Origin of the sequence: Rhizobium sp. LjRoot254 (assembly GCF_964254105.1) — a bacterium.
Taxonomy (GTDB): Bacteria; Pseudomonadota; Alphaproteobacteria; order Rhizobiales; family Rhizobiaceae; genus Rhizobium_E.
In genome coordinates, this window is sequence record NZ_CAXUSM020000001.1 from 3219343 (window position 1) to 3239111 (window position 19769).

Genomic DNA, 19769 nt, shown 5'->3' on the forward strand with positions numbered 1-19769 from the left:
CTTTCGCGACCCCTCTATCGATCACGCCGCGGGCTTCAACGTGCCAGCGAGGGACTGCTCGCTGCGGAAGATGCGCTGCGGATCGTATTTGTCCTGGAGCGCCTTGATGCGCGCCCAGGCTTCCGGCGAATAACTCTTTTCCAGCCGGTTCGGCTGATCGAGATCCGCCTCGCCGACATAGGCGCCGATAACAGATGGCGCGAGCTTGCGGGCGATGGATCGCACCCAGCTCATGTTCGCCTCGTCCTCCGCCTGATCCTGCCAGATGGCATAGACGGCGGTGAAGGCGCGGCCGGCCATGGAGAAGGCCGCGTCGGGCATCGGCGTCGATAGTGCCTCCATCGGCAGCACCACGCCGAGCGCGAAGCTCTTTGGCGACGGCGCCTTGGCCGTCTCGACTGCAAGCTGGCTGAGGAAATCCAGCGCCTGCGGGCCACCCCAATTCGTATCCACCGCATAGCGATGGCCGACGGGGAAGAACTGGTCGATGATCGCATAGAGCGTCTCGAGCGGCGTCGGCAGGTTCTGCTGGATGTCGAGCGCGCCGGACGGTGCAAGCGACGCGATCAACGACAGGGTGGCCAGCGCTTCCTCGTCGGTATCGGCGAAGACGGTGGCAATGCCCGTTGCGACCTTGTCGGCGAGATGCGCGAGCGGCGGCGGCGCGCTTGACTGCATCATGGTGAATTCGACATTGGCGGGCACGACCCGCATCGTGTGGTTCATCCAGCGCTCGACGCGGGCCGCATCCGATATCGGATAGGTGAACACGCTCGACGTTATGGCGCGCGGCAGCGGCTGCAGCCTCAGCCGGTAGCCGGTAACGACGCCGAAGAATTCCGGACCGGCGCCGCGGGCGGCCCAGTAGATCTCCTCGTTCTCGGTGGCGCTGGCCCGATAGAGATTGCCGTCGGCGAGCACGACATCGACACTCTCGACGCTGAAGCAGGCGACGCCCCATTGCCCGGAATTCCAGCCGAAGCCGCCGCCGAGCAGGTAGCCGCTGAGCGACACCGACGCGCAATGGCCGAACGGGAAGCCGAGGCCATAATCGGCGCAGATACCCGCCGCATCGCCGTTCTTGACCGCCGGGCCGACATCGGCGATCCGGGCGATCGGATCGACATGGATGTGGTTGATCTCGCCCAGATCGAGCACCACGCCCTTCTGCACCGCGATGCCGGAGAACTGGTGGCCGCTGCCGCGCACGGAGAGCCGCATTCCCGATGCCGTGGCATAGCGCACGGCATATTGCACGTCGGCGACGTTGGCCGCCTTGACGATGACCTGGGGGTAACGCTGTGGCTTGCGGCCGTTCCAGATCAGCGCCAGGCGGGCAGCACCGTAGCCGGGTTCGTCGGGAGTGATGACACTACCCTCGACCATTTTACGCAGAGTCTCGATGTTCATTTCAAACCTCTTGAAGCCATATGGATTGATCGGGCCGGCCGCGAATGGCGGTTCACAGGTCCGGCCTCTATGGCCACAAGAAATACGCTGGCACGGACGCTTGCGCTCGCTAAGACTTCCCTCACCAATACTCAAAGTTTGCTAAACAGCAGTTTGAGAGTTGCGCTTTGTTGTTTTTTATTGGCATGTAGATTGTTTAAGTCAGTCGCTCGTTTTACTTGAATCCGCGCGAAAGCGAAGCGGGCCGGCCGCGCCCAGGGCGGAACCAGCCGATGACATATCTGCTGAAAAACGGTTGACTAACCGGCGGCGCGGCGGCGCATGTCGTCCGAGATTTCCTCGAGCGCGAGGGCACGATCCGCGATAAGGCAGAAGCGGCCTCGACCGATCTTCTCGATGCGGATCTCGGTGCTTTTTTCGGCCAGGCGCCGGTAGAGCAGGACGAGCCGGGCCTCGAGGTTTTCGGCAAAGGCCGGCAGCCTGAGAACCGGATCGAGCCTGAGCTCGCGGTTGGTGAACTCGCATCTGTTTTCGTAGACGTATTCGCGCACAAGCTTCCAGAACACCGCGCCCGCGACGCCCTTGATGAGATAATCGCCGTCGATGAAGACGCTGTTGTCGGCCGGATAGTAGCGCACGGTGAGGTTTTCGCGGGCAGCCGTTTCAGGCACCGGGGCGGCCATTGGCGTCGCCGGACCTTCGTACATTTCCAGCAGCGCGAAGGTCGTGCCGAAATTGTCCGCGACAATCGCGAGCGCATCCTGGTCGTCATAGCCGAAGCAGAGCGCATCCTGGCTCTCGGCAAACAGCACGCCGATGGTGCGGCCGCAGCGGATGATCGGCACCGCGATCTGGCTTTCGGGCTCGCTGAGGCCCGGAAACGGAATCTCCGTGGCCGCGGTCCAATCGAAACCCGACGACTGCGCACGATCGCGGATCGCCGCACCGTAGGAATAATCCGCGCTCATGTGGTTGATGCGAACGGGCACGCCCTCGCGCGCCGCAGCGCCGATCACACCATCGCCGAGCGGCACTTCGGAGCCGATGCCCGACAGGGAATAGCCGCGCGAGGCGACCGTGTAGAGCTGCTGGCTCGCCTCATCGATCATCAGCACGATCGCGTGCTCGATGCCGAGATGCTGCTGAAGGCAGGCGAGCGTGCGCTCGCAGAGTTCGTCGAGATCGCGGCAGTTTGCCAGTTCCGCGCATGTGAGGCGGGTGGCGGCGAGCAGGTTGCGCTCGGGCGCCGGTACAGGCCGCTTCTTTTCCGAAATCGTCTCGATTGCGCGCACGCGGTAGAGATCGGAGCCGAGCAGGCGGAAGATGCCGTGCATGCCGGTATGCGAGGCGATGCCGGCCAGTTTTGCCTTCATGCTTTCGAAAATCGGACCGCTAGTCTGGGTCTCCTCGTAATCCAGCAGCATCCGGTACTGAGCCATCGAAACGGGATCGAAGACGACAATCGACGCGGTCCTCGTCGCCAGCACGTTGCGCCGGGTCTTGTTGAAGAACTGATAGGAGAGCGCGATGCGGAACGGGTCGACATAGTGAATCTGCGAGACCATCGAAACGTTCGGCACGCCATCGATGTCAGATGTCGCCATGATGCAGGGCACGACGCCTTCGAAACAGTCCCTGATCGCATCGAGCCCCAATTTATTCATGATCCAAGCTGGCTCCCCGCCCCCGGTCCCGGTGTCTGCACGAAGGCATCGCTTGGCAGATATTCGATCACGACGAGTTCGTCGTCGGCATACATGCAATAGTGCTCGACGAGGCGATGGGTGTAGGACAAGTCTACCAGTTCACTGCCGAAGTGCCTCACCTGCCGGGCCACTTCGGGCAGATCGGCGGGTTCGACGGCGCGCTTTCGCGTCGCCTTCGCCTTCATCTGGATCGAACGATGCGTGCGCGGCTCGGTGAAGGTGGCGGCAATCCCCGAACCGGCTTCGAGAGCGGCCAGCAGGGGCGTGTTGATGCATTGGCGAAGATAGACGCGCACCCTGCCCTCGGCCGAGATGATCGCGGAAAGCCCCTTGCCCGCGACCGGCAGCCCATCCGAGGCGGTCGCGGCCAATACGATGCTGACGCCGCTCTGGCAGAATGCGACGAGATCGGAGGTCAGCACGCCGGCAATGACGGGCCCAGCCCAGTTGCGGCGGGCTTCGAGATCCTGATCAGGCGTAAAAGGCTGTGCGGCGCGCGGCATTTTTTCGATGAACCCCGGATGTCTTGATGGTCTGACACGAACCTGGGTCCTGCGCCGGCGATCCCAATCTGTCCCGGCATCTGCCCCGATCGATAAAGCCAAGACGGAAAGGCAAACGGGTTTATTCGGGAGTGGTTCGAAATTTCGTCGAACGGCCATCCTGCCATAATCTGGCAGTGGCTGGAGATATGGTCGCGATCAGGATCAAGCGGTCAGAGAGGGTGCCCGCCATGAACACAGCAGCGTTTCCGATAAGCCGTATTGCCCGCACCCAGCCTGCGGAGGTTCGCCGCCCGGACGCAATCGAGCTCAAGCGCCTCGTGCTGCGCGGGCTGGAGGAGCAGGACATCGTGCCGATGACGGCGCTTGCCGACAATATCAGGGTCGCCGCGAAGGCATGGGACATGCCGCAGCCCTATACGATATCCGATGCCGGGCGCTTCCTGCGGCGTGTGCGCGAAGCCGACGATCTCACCGTCTTCGCCATCACGCATCGCGACCACGACGCCTTTCTCGGCTGCTGCAAGCTTGAAGCCGGCGAAGACGAGACCGAACGGCAGATCGGCTTCTGGCTCGGCGAAGCCTATTGGGACCGCGGCTACATGACCGAGGCGCTGCAAGGGCTGGTCGATCACGCCTTCGCCAACGCCCCTCGCCTCACCCGCCTCTCCGCCGACATACAGGTGGTCAATCCCGGTGCGCGGCGGGTGCTGGAGAAATGTGGGTTTCAATATGCGGGGCCCGGCGGGCGGCGTGACGCCCGGCTGGGATGCCTGATGCCGGTGGATCATTACTGCATGGACCGGGGCATCTGGATGGCGCTCAAGGCGTGGTCCCGCGCGGGGTGACTACTTTGCGCTTCGACAGATGAACGGCAGGAAGGTGCTGGCCGTCCCGAACCCCATCGCCGCAAGCGTCAGGTCGTTGGCAAGCTTGAAATCCCCGGCCGATTGCGGGCAGACATCGGCGCCATTCGAGCAGCCGGCCTTGATGAAATCCTCATTACCCTTGATGAAGCCCTCGGTCTCGCCCTTGCGGTCGCCGAGGTCAAGCAATTCGTGGAATGCCTTGTCGTAACGGGCGCATTTCGCCTGCGACCATGCATCCGGTTCGCCCTCGGCATGGACAGCCGATGCAGCGCCCGCCACGCAGGCGAGCGCCAGCAGAATCCGCAGCCACGGCATTACTGCAACTGCGGCTTCTTGAGAAAGCTCTGGCGGTCGGCGGTCTTGACGCGCAGCCAGGCGTCGCGGCCATCGCGCAGCACCCGGAGCGGGATCTCGGCGCCCGCCGGGCCGCTGTTCCAGACCTTGCGGTAGAAATCGGCGAGGCCGTCGACATCGCTGTCGCGGATCTCGGCGATCACGTCGCCATGCCTGAGGCCGGCATCGGCTGCGGGACTGCCGGGTGCCACGTTCATCACCACGACATCGCCGTTGCTTTCGGCCGAAAACGCGCCAAGCCACGGCCGCGCCGGCTTGTTGACCTGGCCGCGCGTCAAGAGATCATCGAGGATCGGCCTGAGCAGGTCGATCGGCACTGCCATGTTGATATCGGCAACCTCGCTGCCCTGGCTCATCTGCAGCCTGAGAGAACCGACGCCGATCAGCTTGCCGTCGGCGCCCACCAGCGCCGCGCCGCCCCATGAGGGATGCGCCGGCGCGACAAACAGCGCCTCGTCCAGCAAATATTCCCAGTAGCCGGCGAATTCCTGCTTGGCGACGATCTCAGCCTCGACATACTGGCCCGTGCCATCGGCGAGCACGACCGGGTCGCCGAGATCGGCGCCGGATGCACTGCCGAGTTCCAGCGCCGGCAGATCGAGCGGCGCCAACGCCTGGACCAGGCCGAATCCGGTTTCCTGGTCGTAAGCCAGCGCATGGGCCGGAACCACCTTCCCGTCATGGCGGGTCAGCCACACTTCGTCGGCCTCGGTGATGAGGTAGCCGATGGTGAGCACCAGCCCATTGCTGCGGATCACCACGCCCGAGCCCTCGCGGAGCGTGCCGAGCGTGTTGGCGGTATAGGCGTCTTCAGGAACTGTGGCGCGGACGGCCACGATGGACCGCAAGGTGTTTTCGATGTCCAATGTTTTTTCGATATTCATGGTCGGGACTCCCGATGACGCGCGACGGAATTTTGCTTGGGAGGAGTGCCGCGCGAGTATGGAGGAATGTGCTTCGGGTAAGGTAGTTCCGAAGCGCGTGCACTGCAAGAGGCATCGGCTTCGGCGCCCCTCGCCGCGTCTTTACAGAACCGCGCCGGCGATGGTGTAGGCCGCGATCAGGAAGGCGATGAACAGCAGAAGGGCCAGGACGAAGAGTATCTTGGCGATCCGCGCGGTCGCAGCGGAGACGCCGGAAAAGCCGAGAATACCGGTGACGATGGAGATGACCAGGAAGATAAGCGCCCATTTCAGCATGGGGTGTCCTCGGGGAGTGGGGTGGAGTTTCCGGATTTGGTGGAGCCGAGCCGCAGCACATTGAAGGACTGTATTGATACTAAGGTCCGGACGGTCTGTTGGCGGCGTTAGAGCGAAGACGGGAGCAGCTGGCACTCTAAACGGAAATTATGGCGAGGCTTCTTGGCGTACTTCCACCAAATAAGAAGACGTTTCTATGTTTACTATAGTTCCTGCCTTTGTATGCTCGGCCTGTCCTGCATCATATCTCTCTGTCAACTGCACACGCGTGTCAAAACCAGCTCTGTAACAGGAAGCAAATAGCTGGGAAAAAATCGACTGTGAAGTTCTGCTTTCTGTCCATAGCAGTTCACTAAAATAGTGTCCGCGAAAGTCCTTTTCAACTTCATCAAAACCGCGCACGATGATTACTCCCTTATTCCATCTATAATCTATCTTGCTTCCATCGTGGGGTCCAAAATATGCAGTGGATTGACCGGAATAATTTTCGACAGGAAAGTAAATTCTTGCTCCAGATCTTATCATTTCCGTCAAATCGACGATAGAAACATCCCTATTTCCGTCCTTAAAGATAGGGAAATTGGTGATATCCCCTCCCAGTCGACAAAGATTAAGTGCAGCAGCAAGCAGTTCTCTTTCCGACAGAGAATTGAAGGATGGAAAATGTTCGTAGCTCAAAAACGCCTCGAGGCTCGGCTGGGAGATATTGGATATGTCCGCGTGCCTCGAAGCCAACTTAGATTCGACAGCCATCGCGCCAACGAACGGCAAATTGTCCGAAATATATTGGTTTTTGCCAAGAATTCTCAGCCCACCCTCTACAAAAAAGCCCATTCCAAACTTATTTAAACTAAGGGCAGCCCTTGCCTCCAAGGAACCTTGGCGCGACGATAATAGGACGTCGGCATTCTGGACTTTACCAGTATCCTCCTTGCGAACAAAATTATGCACAAAACTAAGCTTCGGTTGATGGGCTTCCAGCCATTCTTCAAATACCATTTCATGCCAATTCCTCGAATGAATTAGGACGCGCTTCCGATCACGATCCTTTACATAAACATCAATATCTAAACACGGGCACAGAAAAGCAAATAACTTATCTATACCTATTTTAATTTGAGATACCGCCGTACTAACCTTAGTTATCGCCGATAGCATTTCATTTGATATAAATATCGATATTACAGTGGAGAAACTATCGAACTCCGATCTTTGAACACCATTGAAGAAAAATGGAGCGTACGAACCATCGTCTTGGAAACATAGATGCGCCATATCTGAATGCGCGGAATTGTATTTCTTAGAACGAACCCATACATTCCTGGAAAGCATCTTTATAGAAAAGAACCCAATTCCAAAATGTCCAATGTTGCGAAGCCGCTTTCCAGACAGCGCGGGAAACTCCTTCTTCAAAACATTAGATCGTTTTAGAGAGGCACCAAAATCCAAAAGATAATTTTGAATATTGGCGACCGACATTCCGATACCATCATCACAGACGTGAACAGTGATTCCTTCATCTCTATTTCGAAGAATACCTGAATATGGATCCCACCGCCCTTGGTCTATAGCGATGTATATTTTCCCCGCGAAATCCAGGTCTATAGCCCGTCGAGAGTGTATTGCGTCAGTGGCATTTTGTAGCAATTCTCTCAACGGCGTCCAGTAATTCTCGCCATATAAAGCCTCGCCTGCAAGCGTATCGATTATGTGTTCCGGTTGAGAGATCCTTATTCGATCCTCAAGCGGTTTCCATCCTTCGGCCCTCACATGCCGCGATAATTCAGCGGGTGAATTGGCGCCAACAACGAATGTTTTGTCAAAAGTTGGGAGACCGCTATCAAGCAGCAATTCCTTGCAAAGTCTAAGCTCCCTATCTGCAGTGGAAATAAGCTCGTACGCGGTCCACCAAGATGGTATGTTGGGAATGTCAAATTCCTTGGTAGAAGTGAACAAAACACCGTTCGGGAACATCCTTCTATTTTCGGTTGGTATCGCCAATTGGTTTTGTGCTTGCCAGTGTAGGAGCGATATGCCCTCAGGCTTATGGAGCTTTTTCGCCGCATCATGTGCACGCCGCTGATCAATTTGGCACGCATCTGCGGTTCGAAGTAAGCACGCTACAAGAAGGGGCCTAACTTCACCAAGGCCGCGGAAGGCGGCACGCTCTCCCAGCGGATTAAGAAAATCCGCCTCTATCTTACTATGTGACCAATGGTGACTAGCGGCTATTTTTCCTATTACACTTCCATAGTGATTCCGCAGCTCATCGTTCTCGAGGAGGTATTGTGAACCGTCATCAAGATTAACCTTAGTTTTTAGCAGATTTTCGGCTTGATTTGCGTGTAATTCCCTGAGCGTCAGAAACAATGCTGTATCATATATTTCAATAGGTGGTTTTTCTATGACGGCGTCACTTGGGTCTGGGTCCATTGTCTTAAGATTCAGCAATTCAATGACAGCGTCTCGCCAGACGGGCGTTTTCTTTATACTTGACAACCCTCCAGCATATGCAGTTGTACAATGAGCAAGATCGTGAAGAGCGACGCTACAGCCGAAGACAAAAACCTCCATGGGCGTCAATATTTTCTCAGGCCCAAGTATAAAATCTGCTGTATCGATAACCGCTTCTAAATGTTGCTCGTCATGCAGGGTTAACTGGGGCAATTCAGTTGATATATCTTCTGCCACACGGGATGCTCTATTCCATAACTCAGTAAAATCATTGGTTACCCTTTCCCAATTGGCGGCTTGACCCTGCTGTTGAGCCAAAATGTCGGCATTTTTCCAAAACCCCGTATTTTTAAAAAACACAACAACCTCACCGCCCGCCTAGATTTTTCTCCTAAGCATACCAGATACTACTATAAAGAGAATAGACCGACAGAAATATACACGCAGGATACCTTCTGCTGCCTTCAATTTAAAGAAGGCATGTAGATATTATCATGGGCTGATATTCCGATTGGCCCAATTCTATGCGTTTGCAACCCCCTTCAACCCATACTGTGATGGCCCCAACGCCCGCCCCCCCCCCAAATTCCTCACACCATCCCGCTGCCCAAGCGAAGGGATCGGAGACGTGCATGGTCAAACCACGGAGCGGAAACGCTGGCGTGAACGCGGAGGTGTGTTTTGAGAGCGCGGATGGAGATCAAAAAAAACCGGCCCGAAAAGCATTTGCGCTTTCCGGGCCGTTGTCTTCTTCCGGGACTGAAGGACTAAACCGGAAGAAGGGATCTAGGAAGGGTGGCAGGAGCGGGCGTGGTTGGAGATCAGCCGCCCGCTCCTTCCATGCCCTTGCGGATGATGCTTCTGAGATCGTCGATGGGGCGCAGGTCATTCCCATCTTGGTAGTGCCAGAAGGTCCATCCGTTGCATGCATCGAGCCCCTGAACGAGGGCGCCGAGACGATGGATCGAGCCGGCCGCGCCGTTGGAGGCGAGCGTACCATCGGCCCGGACGATGGCGGAATGACGGCGGCGGGCGTCGGTCAGCACCGCGCCGGGCTTGATCATGCCGCTTTCGACCAGCGTGTTGAAGGCGACGCGCGGCTCGGCTTTCTTGCCGGTCATGACAGTGAGTTCGGCGCCCGACAGCGGCTCCACCGCCGCGATCCGGGCTGTCGCCGCATCGATATAATCCTGCTCGCGCTCGATGCCGACGAAGTTGCGGCCGAGGCGCTTGGCGACCGCGCCTGTCGTGCCGGAGCCGAAGAACGGATCGAGCACCACGTCGCCGGGCTTGGACGACGCCATCAAGATGCGGGCGATCAGGGCTTCCGGCTTCTGGGTCGGATGCACCTTCTTGCCGTCGGCGCCCTTGAGCCGCTCGCCGCCCGAGCAGATCGGGAACAGCCAGTCCGAGCGCATCTGCACGTCGTCATTGGCCGCCTTCATCGCATCGTAATTGAACGTGTAGCTCTTGGCATTGGCATCGCGGCTCGCCCAGATCATCGTCTCATGCGCGTTCTGGAACCGGCGGCCCTTGAAGTTGGGCATCGGGTTGGTCTTGCGCCAGACGACATCGTTGAGGATCCAGAACTGCAAGTCCTGCAGAACCGTGCCGACGCGGAAAATGTTGTGATAGGAGCCGATCACCCAGATCGTGCCGTTCGGCTTCAGCACCCGGCGGCAGGCGAGCAGCCAGGCACGGGTGAAGGCATCGTATGCCTCGAAGCTGGCGAACTGGTCCCACTCGTCGTCGCAGGCATCGACCAGGCTCTGGTCGGGCCGGTGCAGCGTGCCGCCGAGTTGGAGATTGTACGGCGGGTCGGCGAAGATGATGTCGACGGACTTGTCCGGCAGCGCTTCGAGCGCGGCGACGCAATCGCCCTTGATGATCGAGTTCAGCCAGGATTTGCCCGAAGAGATTTCGGGCGACAGAACGCGCGAAGACAAAGCCGCCATGGGATACTCACCGATACGCTTTACAGGAACTCATTTACCGGCTGTTATGGTTACCGATCCTGGTTACCAAAGCCTGAATGCGCGTGCCGTATCGGGAATTTATTTTTGTCGTCGCGCTTGGGCGCCGACGGTATACAGCGCATTAAGCCTCACTTTATTAGCGGCGGCCATGCGTCAAAACGCGACTTGCCGATCTTCAAAGCCGGGCATAGGCAAACGTGCTATTCTCCCATTTTCGGAGAATTGCCGGGCATGGCCTCGGGCGGGCGCAATTTCTCCGCCAGCCATGCCGGATGTTGCTGGAGGACCATGACCATGTGCTTTGAATGCAATTCCGCCCACTTCAACCGTCGTTCCTTCGTCAAGCTGGCCGGTCTCGCCGGCGCCGCGGCCATGACCGCCGGCTTCGGGATGACGACCCGTGCCCTCGCGTCTGACGCTGCCCCTGCCCTTTCACCCGATGAGGCGCTGGCGAAACTTCAGGAAGGCAACAGGGCGTTCGTCTCGGACGCCGAAGCCTGCGCGGCCAATTTCTCCAAGCGCCGGCAGGATGTGGCCAAGAGCCAGGCGCCGTGGGCCATCGTTCTGACCTGCTCGGACAGCCGGGTCGTGCCGGAACTGATCTTCGGCGGGGTCACGCTCGGCGAACTGTTCGTGGCGCGCAATGCCGGCAATGTGGTCGATACCGACGTGCTGGGCACGATCGAATATGGCGCCGAGCACCTGCATGCGCCGCTGATCGTGGTGATGGGACATAAGCGCTGCGGCGCCGTTTCTGCTGCCTGCGAGGTCGTCTCCAAGGGCACCAGGCTCGATGGCTCGATCGGCAAGATGATCCAGTCGATCCTGCCCGTGGCGCTCGCCGAGACCGATCGAGGCGAGAATTTCATCGACAACACGGTGCACGCCAATGCGTTCAACGGCGCCGAGCGCGTTCTTGCGGAAAGCGCGATCGTCTCCCGCCTGGTCGAGGAAGGCAAGGTGAAGATCATGCCCGCCTATTACGATCTCGACACCGGCGTGGTCGATTTTCTGCACAAGGTTTGACGGCGCGGTTCGACAGGTCCGGGCACCGAGCGCCCGGACTTGCCGGAGATCGTGATGATCACAAGACGAGATCGCTGCTTATATCACCCAAGTCGCCATCGAGGACGATTTCGAGTTCGCGCTGGCGGTCGTTGTCGAGGTTGACGATAACAAGCGTCCTGCCGTCGCCGTCCTCGAAAATGGTGACGCTGCCCGGCCTGCGATCGTTGACATAACCAAGCTCGAGAGCGTCCAGGCCATCCGTATCGTCATACCGGGCGAACTCCGCGAAATGCAGGCCCTGGTCGCCCTTCCTCGTCAGGTTGCCGTCGATGCGGTTGAGAATGAGCTTGTCCTCACCGGGCATGAAATCATCGATGAAAACGCTGGGCGTGTCGTTGTTCTTCAAGAGCGCAATGTTGCCCACGATAAATCTGTCATTGTCGGCGCCGCCTTCCGCCCGGTCGCGGTGCTCGTGCAGCGAGATCATGTCGTTGCCGTTGCCGCCGAACATCAGGTCCGCACTGCGGCCACCGTCCAACCTGTCGGCGCCGGCGCCGCCATAGAGTTCGTCGCGCCCGCCGCGGCCGAGGATCTCATCACCGCCGCCGAGGCCGAATATCCATTCGCGGTCGCTACCATTCGCGTTGGTGCTCGCACCATAGAGCTTGTCGGCACGATCCTGGCCAAGCACGGTCAGAACTGAATCGCCGTTGTGGCGGAGCTGGCCCATATTCACCGAGCCTTTCGCGTCGTCCAGCATGACATAGCTGTTCGGCTTCAGGACATCGGCCAGCAATCGTCCGTCCGCGACCGTCAAACCGGCGAGCGCCTTCAGCAGGTCGCCGACATGGGACGGCTCGTGATTGCCGATCCGGTCGCCGAGATTGTCCTGGCCGAGTTTCTGGTGCTGCTGGTAGATGAAGAGATTGCGGGTCGCCATTTCCTTGGCGTGGGCGGTCCAGCTTCCAGATATGACGTGATAGACGGGATCGTTCTGGAAACCGAAGTTGAACACGTCGCTCTTGCGGCTCGCCGACAGATAAGGTGCCGACACGCCGACAAAGCGGGCGTCCTCGAGTGCGCCGTTCCACCGCCCGTTCGCCGCCCGGTCGGCGATAATGTTGGCGACGGCGCCGCCCAGGCTGATGCCGGTGAAGGTCACATCGAGATCGTTCTGGTCCTTGTAGTCGATCACCGCCTCGATCAAAGGCTGGAACTGCTTGAAATATTTTCCCGACAGCGTGATGTTGTCGTAGTCCTTGACGTCGTTGAACTTGTCGGTGCCACGAAATCCGACAATCAGTTCACCGTCGGCAGACTCGGTAACGATCGCTTTGCCGCGTCCGTTCTTGCTGGTGAAGATCGTCTTGTCGCCCTGACCATCGATCCCCAGTTCGGACATCGTGAGCGCCTCGAATCCCGTTGGCGGCTCGGCATTGCCATAGGAAACGACGGCGACGCGGTAGATGGTTGCGAATTGTGCGAGATCGAGATCGCCGAAAAGGCTCATGAACAGGCTCCGGTCTTGAATACGTTGGGCTAATCGGCTGCATATGCGGGCCGATTGCGGCATTCAAGCGACATCGGGGCACTTTGGTTCCAATGGAAGCTTCGTTTTGCCTGCATACTTCGGCTATCGGCGGGCATGTGGTGCATCACTGTCACATGCTGGCAGTGCGATATGTTTCGATGCGGATCGAAGCATGCTGAACCGGAATCACGCTAAAATGGCCGCGAATGGAGAATTGCCCATGAGAAACGGACCCGACATTTCCCAGATCGGCGCGCTGATCGGCGATCCCGCCCGCGCCAACATTCTGGCGGCGCTTATGGATGGACGGGCGCTGACCGCCACCGAGCTTTCCGAGATCGCGGGCGTGACGGCGCAGACGGCCAGTACGCATCTTGCCAAGATCGAGGCAGGCGGGCTGATCCGGCCGCAGAAACAGGGGCGGCACAAATATTTCTCGCTTGCCGGCCCGAAAGTGGGACAACTGATCGAGTCGCTCACGGTCTTCGCCGCCGATCGCGGCCATATCCGCCATCGGCCGGGACCCAAGGACGAGGCGATGCGCAAGGCGCGGATCTGCTACGATCACCTCGCCGGCGATCTCGGCGTGCTGATGTTCGACAGCCTGGTGTCGCGCAGGCATCTGAATTTCGACGGCAGGGCGATCGGGCTGACCGGCAATGGCGAGAGCTTTCTCACAGGCGCCGGCATCGATCTCGGTGCGCTCAGGAAATCCCGGCGACCGCTCTGCCGCTGCTGCCTCGACTGGAGCGAGCGGCGCGATCACTTGGCGGGTTCGCTGGGCGCTGCGCTGTTCGACATGATCATCGACAAGGGCTGGGCGCGGCGCGACGGCAAGAGCCGCGCGATCGACTTCAGCCGCAACGGCGAGACGGCTTTCAGGGCGCTCTTTCCGCTCAACGCGGAAAGGCCCGGCGGTTAGCCGGGCCTCCGATCCTGCCTCAAGCCGGTTCAGAACAAGAAGTCTGCATCCGTGAGCGCGACAGATCCCGTGAGCTGCAGCTTGGCGTCTTCCTGCCCGTCGCCATCGAGGTCGATCTGCACGATGGTGTTGCCGCCATTGTTGACGTTGAAGCGTATTTCACCGGCCTCGCCATTGAAGCCGTCGTCGCCGATGAAGATGAGGTCGAGACCGGCCTGGCCTTCCGTGCCCGCAAGCGCCGAGAAATCGATCTGGTCGCCGGCGGAGAAATCGGTGATCACGTCGCGCTGGCCGGCGACAAGGCCGATGTCGGCGAGGCGCCGGAAGACGAATGTGTCGTTGCCGCCAAGCCCGGTCATCGTATCGAAACCGCCGCTGCCTTCGATCGTGTTGTCCCCGGTCGTGCCGCGGATCACATCGCCGCCGTTGCCGGCCAGGACATTCTCGATCTCGACAAGCGTGGTGACGATGGTGGACGCACCGACGGTGACCTGCGATCCGAGATCGATATTCGCAGCTTCGGTAAAGTTCTGAAACACGAGGCGATCGGTGCCCGCATCGCCGTCCAGCCGGTCGCCGCCTGTTGTGAAGACCAGGCTGTCGTCGCCGCCGCCGCCATTGATCGTGTTGCGGCTGGTATTGCCGGCAAGCGTATCCTTGACGGCGGTGCCGACGATGTTCTCGATCCTGAACAGGCGGTCTTCTTCCGCGCCAATCAGGCCTATGGGCGCGGTCGTGGCCCGGCCCGCGCTGTCGCCATCGCCGAGGTCGATGTCGATGCCGAGCCTTTGGGTCGCGTAGGTCACAGTGTCGGTGTTGCCCCCGCCATCGATGTCATCGTCACCGTCGCCGCCGTTCAGAATGTCGTTCTGGTTGCCGCCGAAGAGCTGGTCACTGCCAGCACCGCCGACGATGATGTCGTTGCCGTCGAGGCCGTTGATGATGTCGTCGCCATTTCCACCGTTGATGGTGTTGCGGCCACTGTTTCCGGTCAGGCGATCGACGAAGTTCGAGCCGATCAGGTTCTCGATAGAGATGAGAGTGTCATCCTCGGCGTCGCCGCCGGCGGCGAAGGGACCCAGACCAAGCGTAGCGTCGTCGAGCGTCACGCGGACACCACCGGCCGAATTGCCGTAACTCACCGTATCGACGCCGACATCGCCATCGAGGATATCCCCGCCGGCGCCGCCGAACAGCAGGTCGTTGCCGAAGCCGCCGAAGAGGTCGTTTTCGCCATCGGTACCGGTGATGATATCGTTGTGGCGCGAGCCGATGACGTTCTCGATGCTCTCGAAGCTGTCGCCGATTGCCTCCGAGCCGCTGGGCGTGTCGAGTGCCGTGGCGCCGATGCGCAGGTTGATGTGGATTGCGGCGAAGGACTGCGAGTAGACGACGGTATCGCTGCCCTGTCCGCCGACGAAGCTGTCGGCGCCCGAGCCGCCCTCGAGCAGGTCGTCGCCGCCGCCGCCGTTGAGCAGGTCGTTTCCGGTGCCGCCGAGAAGATAATCGTTGCCGTTGTCGCCGCCGAGAATGTCGTCTCCGGCGCCGCCGTTGAGCGTGTCGTTGCCGGTGCCGCCGAGCAGGACATCGAGGTCCGCGCCGCCATCGAGCACGTCGTTGCCTTCGAGACCCAGGAGGTAATCACGGCCGGCCTCGCCGAAAAACCGGTCGTTGCCGCCGTGGAAAAAGGCCTGTCCGATTCTCTGGGCGCCGATCTCGATATTGCCGCTGATGAAATTGCTGATCGCCAGGCGGCCCCCTTCGCTTTCGCGATTGAAGCTGAAGAGACCATTGAAGTCGGGCTCGAAGCCGATCCAGGTGATGTCCATGATCTGGTCGTCACCGCCATTGCCATGTATGGTGTCGTTGCCCTGGGCGCCCTTGAGTTTGTCGCCGAAGCGGCTGCCGAGCAGCGTGTCGTTGCCTTCGTGACCCCATTCGTCAACTGCGGAATTGGAGGCACGCTTGTCTATGAAAAGATTAGCCATTTCAGTCTCCATCTGTTGACCGGAGGTTCGTCCGCCGGCGATGGAGAAAGGCTAGCCGTGTTTTTTCCCGGCTCATGTTTCGCCGGTAACAGGGGGTTTGAATAAATCCCTGACGTGAAACGTAGGGCGCTTTTCGTCGCCGCTTCGATCAGCCATGTTGATGACAGATCAGGCGAATTTTGATTGGACCAGCGCGGGATTCTCGCCCATGCTCCCCGCCGAAATCGACTGAGGGGAGAGAAATCCATGCTGAAAATCTACGGCGTCTATCAATCGCGCGCATCGCGGAACTACTGGATGGCGCGTGAACTCGGCGTGGAATTTGAAGGCGTGCCGGTGATCCAGGCTCGCCGCCTTGATGATCCGCTGGCACCGGATGCGCCGCTCAACAGCCGCTCGCCGGAATTCCTCAAAATCAATCCGAACGGCCATATCCCGACCGTAGAGGATGACGGGCTGGTACTCTGGGAATCGATCGCGATCAATCTCTATCTCGCCCGCAAGCATAAGGGTCCGCTTGCCGCCGGCAGCTTGACCGAAGAGGGATTGATCGAGATGTGGTCGTTCTGGGCGGTCAACAATATCGAGCAGCATGCGGTCAAGATCGTGCTGACTCATGACAATGCGCTGGAAGACACGCCCGGCGGCCGGGAGACGCTAGATGTGGCGACGCGATTGCTGAAGCGCCCGTTCGAAATCCTCAACCAGCATCTGGCCGAACAGGATTATCTCGTCGGAAACCGCTTCACAGTCGCCGACTTGAATGTCGCGGAAATCGTGCGCTATGCGATGACGGAGAAGGCGCTGACCGATGCCAACCCGAATGTCGTGGCGTGGTATGAACGCGGCCATGAGCGGCCGGCGTTCAGGGATATGTGGCAGGCGCGGGCGCTGGAGGGCTGACGCAGGTTCTACAGTTGCTGCGATCTGCCCCATTCCCAACATTCATCGCGGCAAGTGTGATGGAATTCCAGGGGATCAAAGACGGCGCGTCCGATCCGGCGAGCTCCAAACGCGAACCCTGAAAAGGCACCCTCTTCAAGCTCTCCGTCCACTAAGCCGCTCTGATTGACACAAATTGCTCACCGCACCGTCGATGCCCGCCATGCGGCGACGGCGGCGCGGCTTTCGAGCATGCCGGCGCGGGTCGTCACGTCGTCCAGCGCGGGCGGGAGATCGCTGCGCTCGACGCCGATGTCGCGCAGCAGGTGGTCGGGGAGCTTGCGCAGTTCGGCGGGAAGGCTCTTACGAGGCTCACGATCGAAAGCATGCAGGATGCGCCAGGCGAGGTTTTCCAGCCGGCCGGTGTGGAAATGGGAATGAGAGATGTCGGCCATGATATGCACTCCAAATTCTGTATCAAGTTTTTTTTGACGTTTCGTTTGTGCATGCAATATGAAAGATTGACGATAAAAAGGGAAACGAGTAGTTCTAGCACGAATATCAAGTTTTCCTTGAAGTGAAGCATGCGAACTCTTCCCGGCACACGCGCCTTGAAAATGCTGGTTTCCGCGGGCCGGCACCTCAATTTCACCCGTGCGGCGGATGAGATCGGCTTGACGCCGGCGGCTGTCAGCTACCAGATCAAGGAAATCGAGGACCAACTCGGCGTAAAGCTCTTCGTGCGGACGAACCGGTCGATTCATTTGACGCCCGAGGGGAAGGTGTTGTGCGAGGCGGCGACGGATGCGCTCGATATCGTCACCAGGGCCACTGCTCGCGTGCAGAAGATGTCGCGGCGTTCGACGACCCAGCTCAAGGTGACGGTGGACCCGCAATTCGCGACGAAATGGCTGATGCGCCGCGTGGAGCAGTTCCGCAAGGTTCACCAGGATATCGAGCTTCGCTTCGACGTGTCCTACGATGTCAAGGATTTCGAACTTGACGACGTGGACGTGGGAATCAGGTACGGCAGCGGCAAGTATCCGGGTCTCAGCGCACATCGCCTGTTCGACAACGTGATCGTGCCGGTCTGCAGCCCGCGCCTGCTGGCTTCGGGCAAGCCGCTCAAGGAGCCGCGCGACCTGATGAACCATACGCTGGCGCATATCGAATGGTCGCGCGACGGCCTGACCTGGCCGAACTGGCACATGTGGATGGCGGCGGCCGGCGTGCATGATTTTGATGACAGCCGGGCGATCGTGTTCGCGAGCTCCAACGATGCGGTCGAAGCGGCACTTGCCGGCGAGGCGGTGGCGCTGGCGGATTTCGCCATGGTGGCCAGCGAACTTTCCGAGGGGCGACTGATCCGCCCCTTCGAACTCAGCGTCAAGGCGCCGTCCGAATTCGCCTATTTCCTCGTCTATCCGAAGGAAGCAGCCTCAGAACCGCGGACGGTGGCCTTCCGGGAATGGCTGCTTGAACAGGTTGCGGCGTCGGCGGAATGAGGGATAACTATAGCGGTTTGATGTTTTGGTTCAGCCGGAAGAGGTTCGCCGGGTCGAAGCGCGATTTCAACTGCTGTAGCCGCCGGTACTTGGCGTCGCCATAGGCATCCATCGCCACCGATACGCTGGCATCGCCCTGTTCGTTGACATAATTGCCCTCCACGGAATTATCCACCAGGCCCTTTGCGGTCTCCCTGCCCCAGGCCAGGCACCACGCATCATCCTCGGCGCGATCCCAGACCGGCTCCGCGATCCAGTAGAAGCCGGCCTTGCGTCCGGAATATGCCGTCGCGTCGTCGTCGATGTCGGCAATCGCGCCGCCGAGCTGAAGGACATAGATTTCGCAGTCCGGAGTCGGTGCATGCGCAATGGATTCAAGCATCTGGTCGATCGCGTCGTCGCTGACGTCCCGCCAGAAGCCGCCCTTGGCATAGTAGCGGCGCGACCAGGCAAAGTGCTCGTCATTCCGGCTCTGGAGTTCAAGGTAGGCTTGACCCGTCAGGCCGCCGTCACCCGAGGCGGCGAGTTTACCGAGCGGCGACAACACGCCTTCCGCAAGCCCTTTCTCGCCATACCAGGCGGCGGACACGCTGAGCCCGGATCGCGTCACCGTTAGACCAGCCGTGAAATCACGACTCTGGCCGGCAACGAAATCGCGCAGGGCAAGAAGCGCGGCTTTGGTCTCCGCCAGCGGATAGGTCCAGTTGCCCACGGTGACGCCGGTGAAGGGATTCATGCGGAACCGGAACCGCGTCACCACGCCGAAATTGCCGCCCCCACCACGTATGCCCCAGAAGAGCGCCGGCTCGGATGTGGCGCTGGCAAGCAGGATGCTGCCATCAGCCGTGACGATTTCCGCTTCAATGAGACTATCGATGGTGAGCCCGTATTTCCGGCTCGCCCAGCCCATGCCGCCGCCGAGTGTCAGTCCGCCGACGCCGGTATGGGAGATAACCCCCGCCGGCACGACGCAGCCGAGTGGTACGGTCGCCCGATCGAGATCGCCGAGAAGCCCGCCGCCGCCGATATCGACTGTCCCGGCCGGATGGTCGATGCGGACCGCGTTGAGCGCAGCCAGATCGAGGACCAGCCCACCGTCGCAGGTGGAAATGCCCGGCAGGCTGTGGCCGCCGCCACGCACGGCAAGCGGGCTCTCCGACGCAGCGGCGGCGAGGACTGCTTTTTGCACATCGGAGATTGCTTGCGGCCGAACGATTGCCGCGGGCCGCCGGTCGGCGATCCCGTTCCAGACCTTGCGATACCGGTCGTAATCCGGATGATCGCGCGAGATGACAGGGCAACTGAGCCCGGAACGGGAAATGTTTTCCAGCAGCATGCTTGACATGACGCGCCCCCAAGGATCGCCGTGTCATAGCACAGTTTCATGACGTAAAACGTGTGGATTCATATGACCGACGTGAACCCTCGCGCACGCTCAATCGGCTGCTATTGGGCGCTATAG

17 protein-coding genes are annotated in these 19769 nt (G+C 59.8%); 5 read left to right on the plus strand and 12 right to left on the minus strand.

The genetic code is table 11. The annotated features are described in order from the left end of the window. Positions 1-21: 21 nt before the first annotated feature. From ACSQ26_RS15900 to ACSQ26_RS15910, 3 genes are all read right to left on the minus strand, one after another. Positions 22-1410, minus strand: coding sequence for an FAD-binding oxidoreductase (locus ACSQ26_RS15900; RefSeq protein ID WP_436010434.1), 1389 nt, complete (start codon positions 1408-1410; stop codon positions 22-24). A gap of 299 nt (positions 1411-1709) precedes the next feature. Continuing rightward, positions 1710-3074 carry a GAF domain-containing protein gene (locus ACSQ26_RS15905; RefSeq protein WP_436010436.1) on the minus strand — a complete coding sequence of 455 codons (1365 nt, stop codon included), beginning with the start codon at positions 3072-3074 and terminating at the stop codon, positions 1710-1712. Next, on the minus strand, positions 3071-3619 hold the full coding sequence (locus ACSQ26_RS15910; protein ID WP_436010438.1) for a hypothetical protein: 549 nt from the start codon (positions 3617-3619) through the stop codon (positions 3071-3073). Before ACSQ26_RS15910 ends, ACSQ26_RS15905 begins: the two co-directional genes overlap by 4 nt. 230 nt (positions 3620-3849) lie before the next feature. Between ACSQ26_RS15910 and ACSQ26_RS15915 the strand changes: the two genes are divergently transcribed. Beyond that, a complete protein-coding gene (locus ACSQ26_RS15915; protein ID WP_436010440.1) occupies positions 3850-4467 on the plus strand; it encodes a GNAT family N-acetyltransferase in 618 nt (205 codons plus the stop codon). Here ACSQ26_RS15915 and ACSQ26_RS15920 read toward each other — a convergent pair whose 3' ends face one another. The 5 genes from ACSQ26_RS15920 to ACSQ26_RS15940 all read right to left on the minus strand — a co-directional run bounded on the left by ACSQ26_RS15920 (position 4468) and on the right by ACSQ26_RS15940 (position 10450). Beyond that, on the minus strand, positions 4468-4803 hold the full coding sequence (locus ACSQ26_RS15920; protein WP_436010442.1) for a hypothetical protein: 336 nt from the start codon (positions 4801-4803) through the stop codon (positions 4468-4470). It abuts the gene before it with no gap. Beyond that, positions 4803-5726 carry a S1C family serine protease gene (locus ACSQ26_RS15925; protein ID WP_436010444.1) on the minus strand — a complete coding sequence of 308 codons (924 nt, stop codon included), beginning with the start codon at positions 5724-5726 and terminating at the stop codon, positions 4803-4805. Before ACSQ26_RS15925 ends, ACSQ26_RS15920 begins: the two co-directional genes overlap by 1 nt. A gap of 141 nt (positions 5727-5867) precedes the next feature. Further along, positions 5868-6041 (minus strand): DUF1328 domain-containing protein, encoded by a 174-nt coding sequence (locus tag ACSQ26_RS15930; protein ID WP_436010446.1) that lies wholly within the window; start codon positions 6039-6041, stop codon positions 5868-5870. 147 nt (positions 6042-6188) lie between these two features. Next, positions 6189-8855, minus strand: a complete 2667-nt coding sequence (locus ACSQ26_RS15935) for an HD domain-containing protein (protein WP_436010448.1) — start codon at positions 8853-8855, stop codon at positions 6189-6191. 461 nt (positions 8856-9316) lie between these two features. Then, positions 9317-10450 carry a site-specific DNA-methyltransferase gene (locus ACSQ26_RS15940; RefSeq protein ID WP_436010450.1) on the minus strand — a complete coding sequence of 378 codons (1134 nt, stop codon included), beginning with the start codon at positions 10448-10450 and terminating at the stop codon, positions 9317-9319. 315 nt (positions 10451-10765) lie between these two features. Between ACSQ26_RS15940 and ACSQ26_RS15945 the strand changes: the two genes are divergently transcribed. Beyond that, positions 10766-11497 (plus strand): carbonic anhydrase, encoded by a 732-nt coding sequence (locus ACSQ26_RS15945; protein ID WP_436015294.1) that lies wholly within the window; start codon positions 10766-10768, stop codon positions 11495-11497. A 58-nt stretch (positions 11498-11555) separates the two neighbouring features. On the opposite strand, the gene ACSQ26_RS15950 is transcribed toward ACSQ26_RS15945, so the two are convergent. After that, positions 11556-12989 (minus strand): hypothetical protein, encoded by a 1434-nt coding sequence (locus tag ACSQ26_RS15950; RefSeq protein ID WP_436010451.1) that lies wholly within the window; start codon positions 12987-12989, stop codon positions 11556-11558. 241 nt (positions 12990-13230) lie between these two features. Here ACSQ26_RS15950 and ACSQ26_RS15955 point away from each other — a divergent pair, with 241 nt between their 5' ends. Then, entirely contained in the window at positions 13231-13932 is a 702-nt protein-coding gene (locus ACSQ26_RS15955; protein ID WP_436010453.1) for an ArsR/SmtB family transcription factor, read from the plus strand. Between the two features lie 29 nt (positions 13933-13961). Here ACSQ26_RS15955 and ACSQ26_RS15960 read toward each other — a convergent pair whose 3' ends face one another. Continuing rightward, positions 13962-15920 (minus strand): calcium-binding protein, encoded by a 1959-nt coding sequence (locus ACSQ26_RS15960; RefSeq protein ID WP_436010455.1) that lies wholly within the window; start codon positions 15918-15920, stop codon positions 13962-13964. A gap of 246 nt (positions 15921-16166) precedes the next feature. Here ACSQ26_RS15960 and ACSQ26_RS15965 point away from each other — a divergent pair, with 246 nt between their 5' ends. After that, on the plus strand, positions 16167-16823 hold the full coding sequence (locus tag ACSQ26_RS15965) for a glutathione S-transferase family protein (RefSeq protein WP_436010457.1): 657 nt from the start codon (positions 16167-16169) through the stop codon (positions 16821-16823). Positions 16824-17002: 179 nt separating this feature from the next. Here the strand turns inward: ACSQ26_RS15965 and ACSQ26_RS15970 are convergent, their stop codons facing one another. Beyond that, positions 17003-17257, minus strand: a complete 255-nt coding sequence (locus ACSQ26_RS15970; protein WP_436010459.1) for a DUF1127 domain-containing protein — start codon at positions 17255-17257, stop codon at positions 17003-17005. Between the two features lie 129 nt (positions 17258-17386). On the opposite strand from ACSQ26_RS15970, the gene gcvA reads away from it, so the two are divergent. Beyond that, complete coding sequence (gene gcvA / locus ACSQ26_RS15975) at positions 17387-18307, plus strand: transcriptional regulator GcvA (protein ID WP_436010461.1); 921 nt, start codon at positions 17387-17389, stop codon at positions 18305-18307. 7 nt (positions 18308-18314) lie between these two features. Here gcvA and ACSQ26_RS15980 read toward each other — a convergent pair whose 3' ends face one another. Beyond that, complete coding sequence (locus ACSQ26_RS15980; protein WP_436010463.1) at positions 18315-19652, minus strand: FAD-binding oxidoreductase; 1338 nt, start codon at positions 19650-19652, stop codon at positions 18315-18317. Positions 19653-19769 lie beyond the last annotated feature (117 nt).

What these genes read in the sequence shown, in the direction of transcription:
- ACSQ26_RS15900 (WP_436010434.1), bottom strand. Translation starts at nt 1,410, where the DNA reads ATGAACATCGAGACTCTGCGTAAAATGGTCGAGGGTAGTGTCATCACT.
- ACSQ26_RS15905 (WP_436010436.1), bottom strand. Translation starts at nt 3,074, where the DNA reads ATGAATAAATTGGGGCTCGATGCGATCAGGGACTGTTTCGAAGGCGTC.
- ACSQ26_RS15910 (WP_436010438.1), bottom strand. Translation starts at nt 3,619, where the DNA reads ATGCCGCGCGCCGCACAGCCTTTTACGCCTGATCAGGATCTCGAAGCC.
- ACSQ26_RS15915 (WP_436010440.1), top strand. Translation starts at nt 3,850, where the DNA reads ATGAACACAGCAGCGTTTCCGATAAGCCGTATTGCCCGCACCCAGCCT.
- ACSQ26_RS15920 (WP_436010442.1), bottom strand. Translation starts at nt 4,803, where the DNA reads ATGCCGTGGCTGCGGATTCTGCTGGCGCTCGCCTGCGTGGCGGGCGCT.
- ACSQ26_RS15925 (WP_436010444.1), bottom strand. Translation starts at nt 5,726, where the DNA reads ATGAATATCGAAAAAACATTGGACATCGAAAACACCTTGCGGTCCATC.
- ACSQ26_RS15930 (WP_436010446.1), bottom strand. Translation starts at nt 6,041, where the DNA reads ATGCTGAAATGGGCGCTTATCTTCCTGGTCATCTCCATCGTCACCGGT.
- ACSQ26_RS15940 (WP_436010450.1), bottom strand. Translation starts at nt 10,450, where the DNA reads ATGGCGGCTTTGTCTTCGCGCGTTCTGTCGCCCGAAATCTCTTCGGGC.
- ACSQ26_RS15945 (WP_436015294.1), top strand. Translation starts at nt 10,766, where the DNA reads ATGTGCTTTGAATGCAATTCCGCCCACTTCAACCGTCGTTCCTTCGTC.
- ACSQ26_RS15950 (WP_436010451.1), bottom strand. Translation starts at nt 12,989, where the DNA reads ATGAGCCTTTTCGGCGATCTCGATCTCGCACAATTCGCAACCATCTAC.
- ACSQ26_RS15955 (WP_436010453.1), top strand. Translation starts at nt 13,231, where the DNA reads ATGAGAAACGGACCCGACATTTCCCAGATCGGCGCGCTGATCGGCGAT.
- ACSQ26_RS15960 (WP_436010455.1), bottom strand. Translation starts at nt 15,920, where the DNA reads ATGGCTAATCTTTTCATAGACAAGCGTGCCTCCAATTCCGCAGTTGAC.
- ACSQ26_RS15965 (WP_436010457.1), top strand. Translation starts at nt 16,167, where the DNA reads ATGCTGAAAATCTACGGCGTCTATCAATCGCGCGCATCGCGGAACTAC.
- ACSQ26_RS15970 (WP_436010459.1), bottom strand. Translation starts at nt 17,257, where the DNA reads ATGGCCGACATCTCTCATTCCCATTTCCACACCGGCCGGCTGGAAAAC.
- gcvA (WP_436010461.1), top strand. Translation starts at nt 17,387, where the DNA reads ATGCGAACTCTTCCCGGCACACGCGCCTTGAAAATGCTGGTTTCCGCG.
- ACSQ26_RS15980 (WP_436010463.1), bottom strand. Translation starts at nt 19,652, where the DNA reads ATGTCAAGCATGCTGCTGGAAAACATTTCCCGTTCCGGGCTCAGTTGC.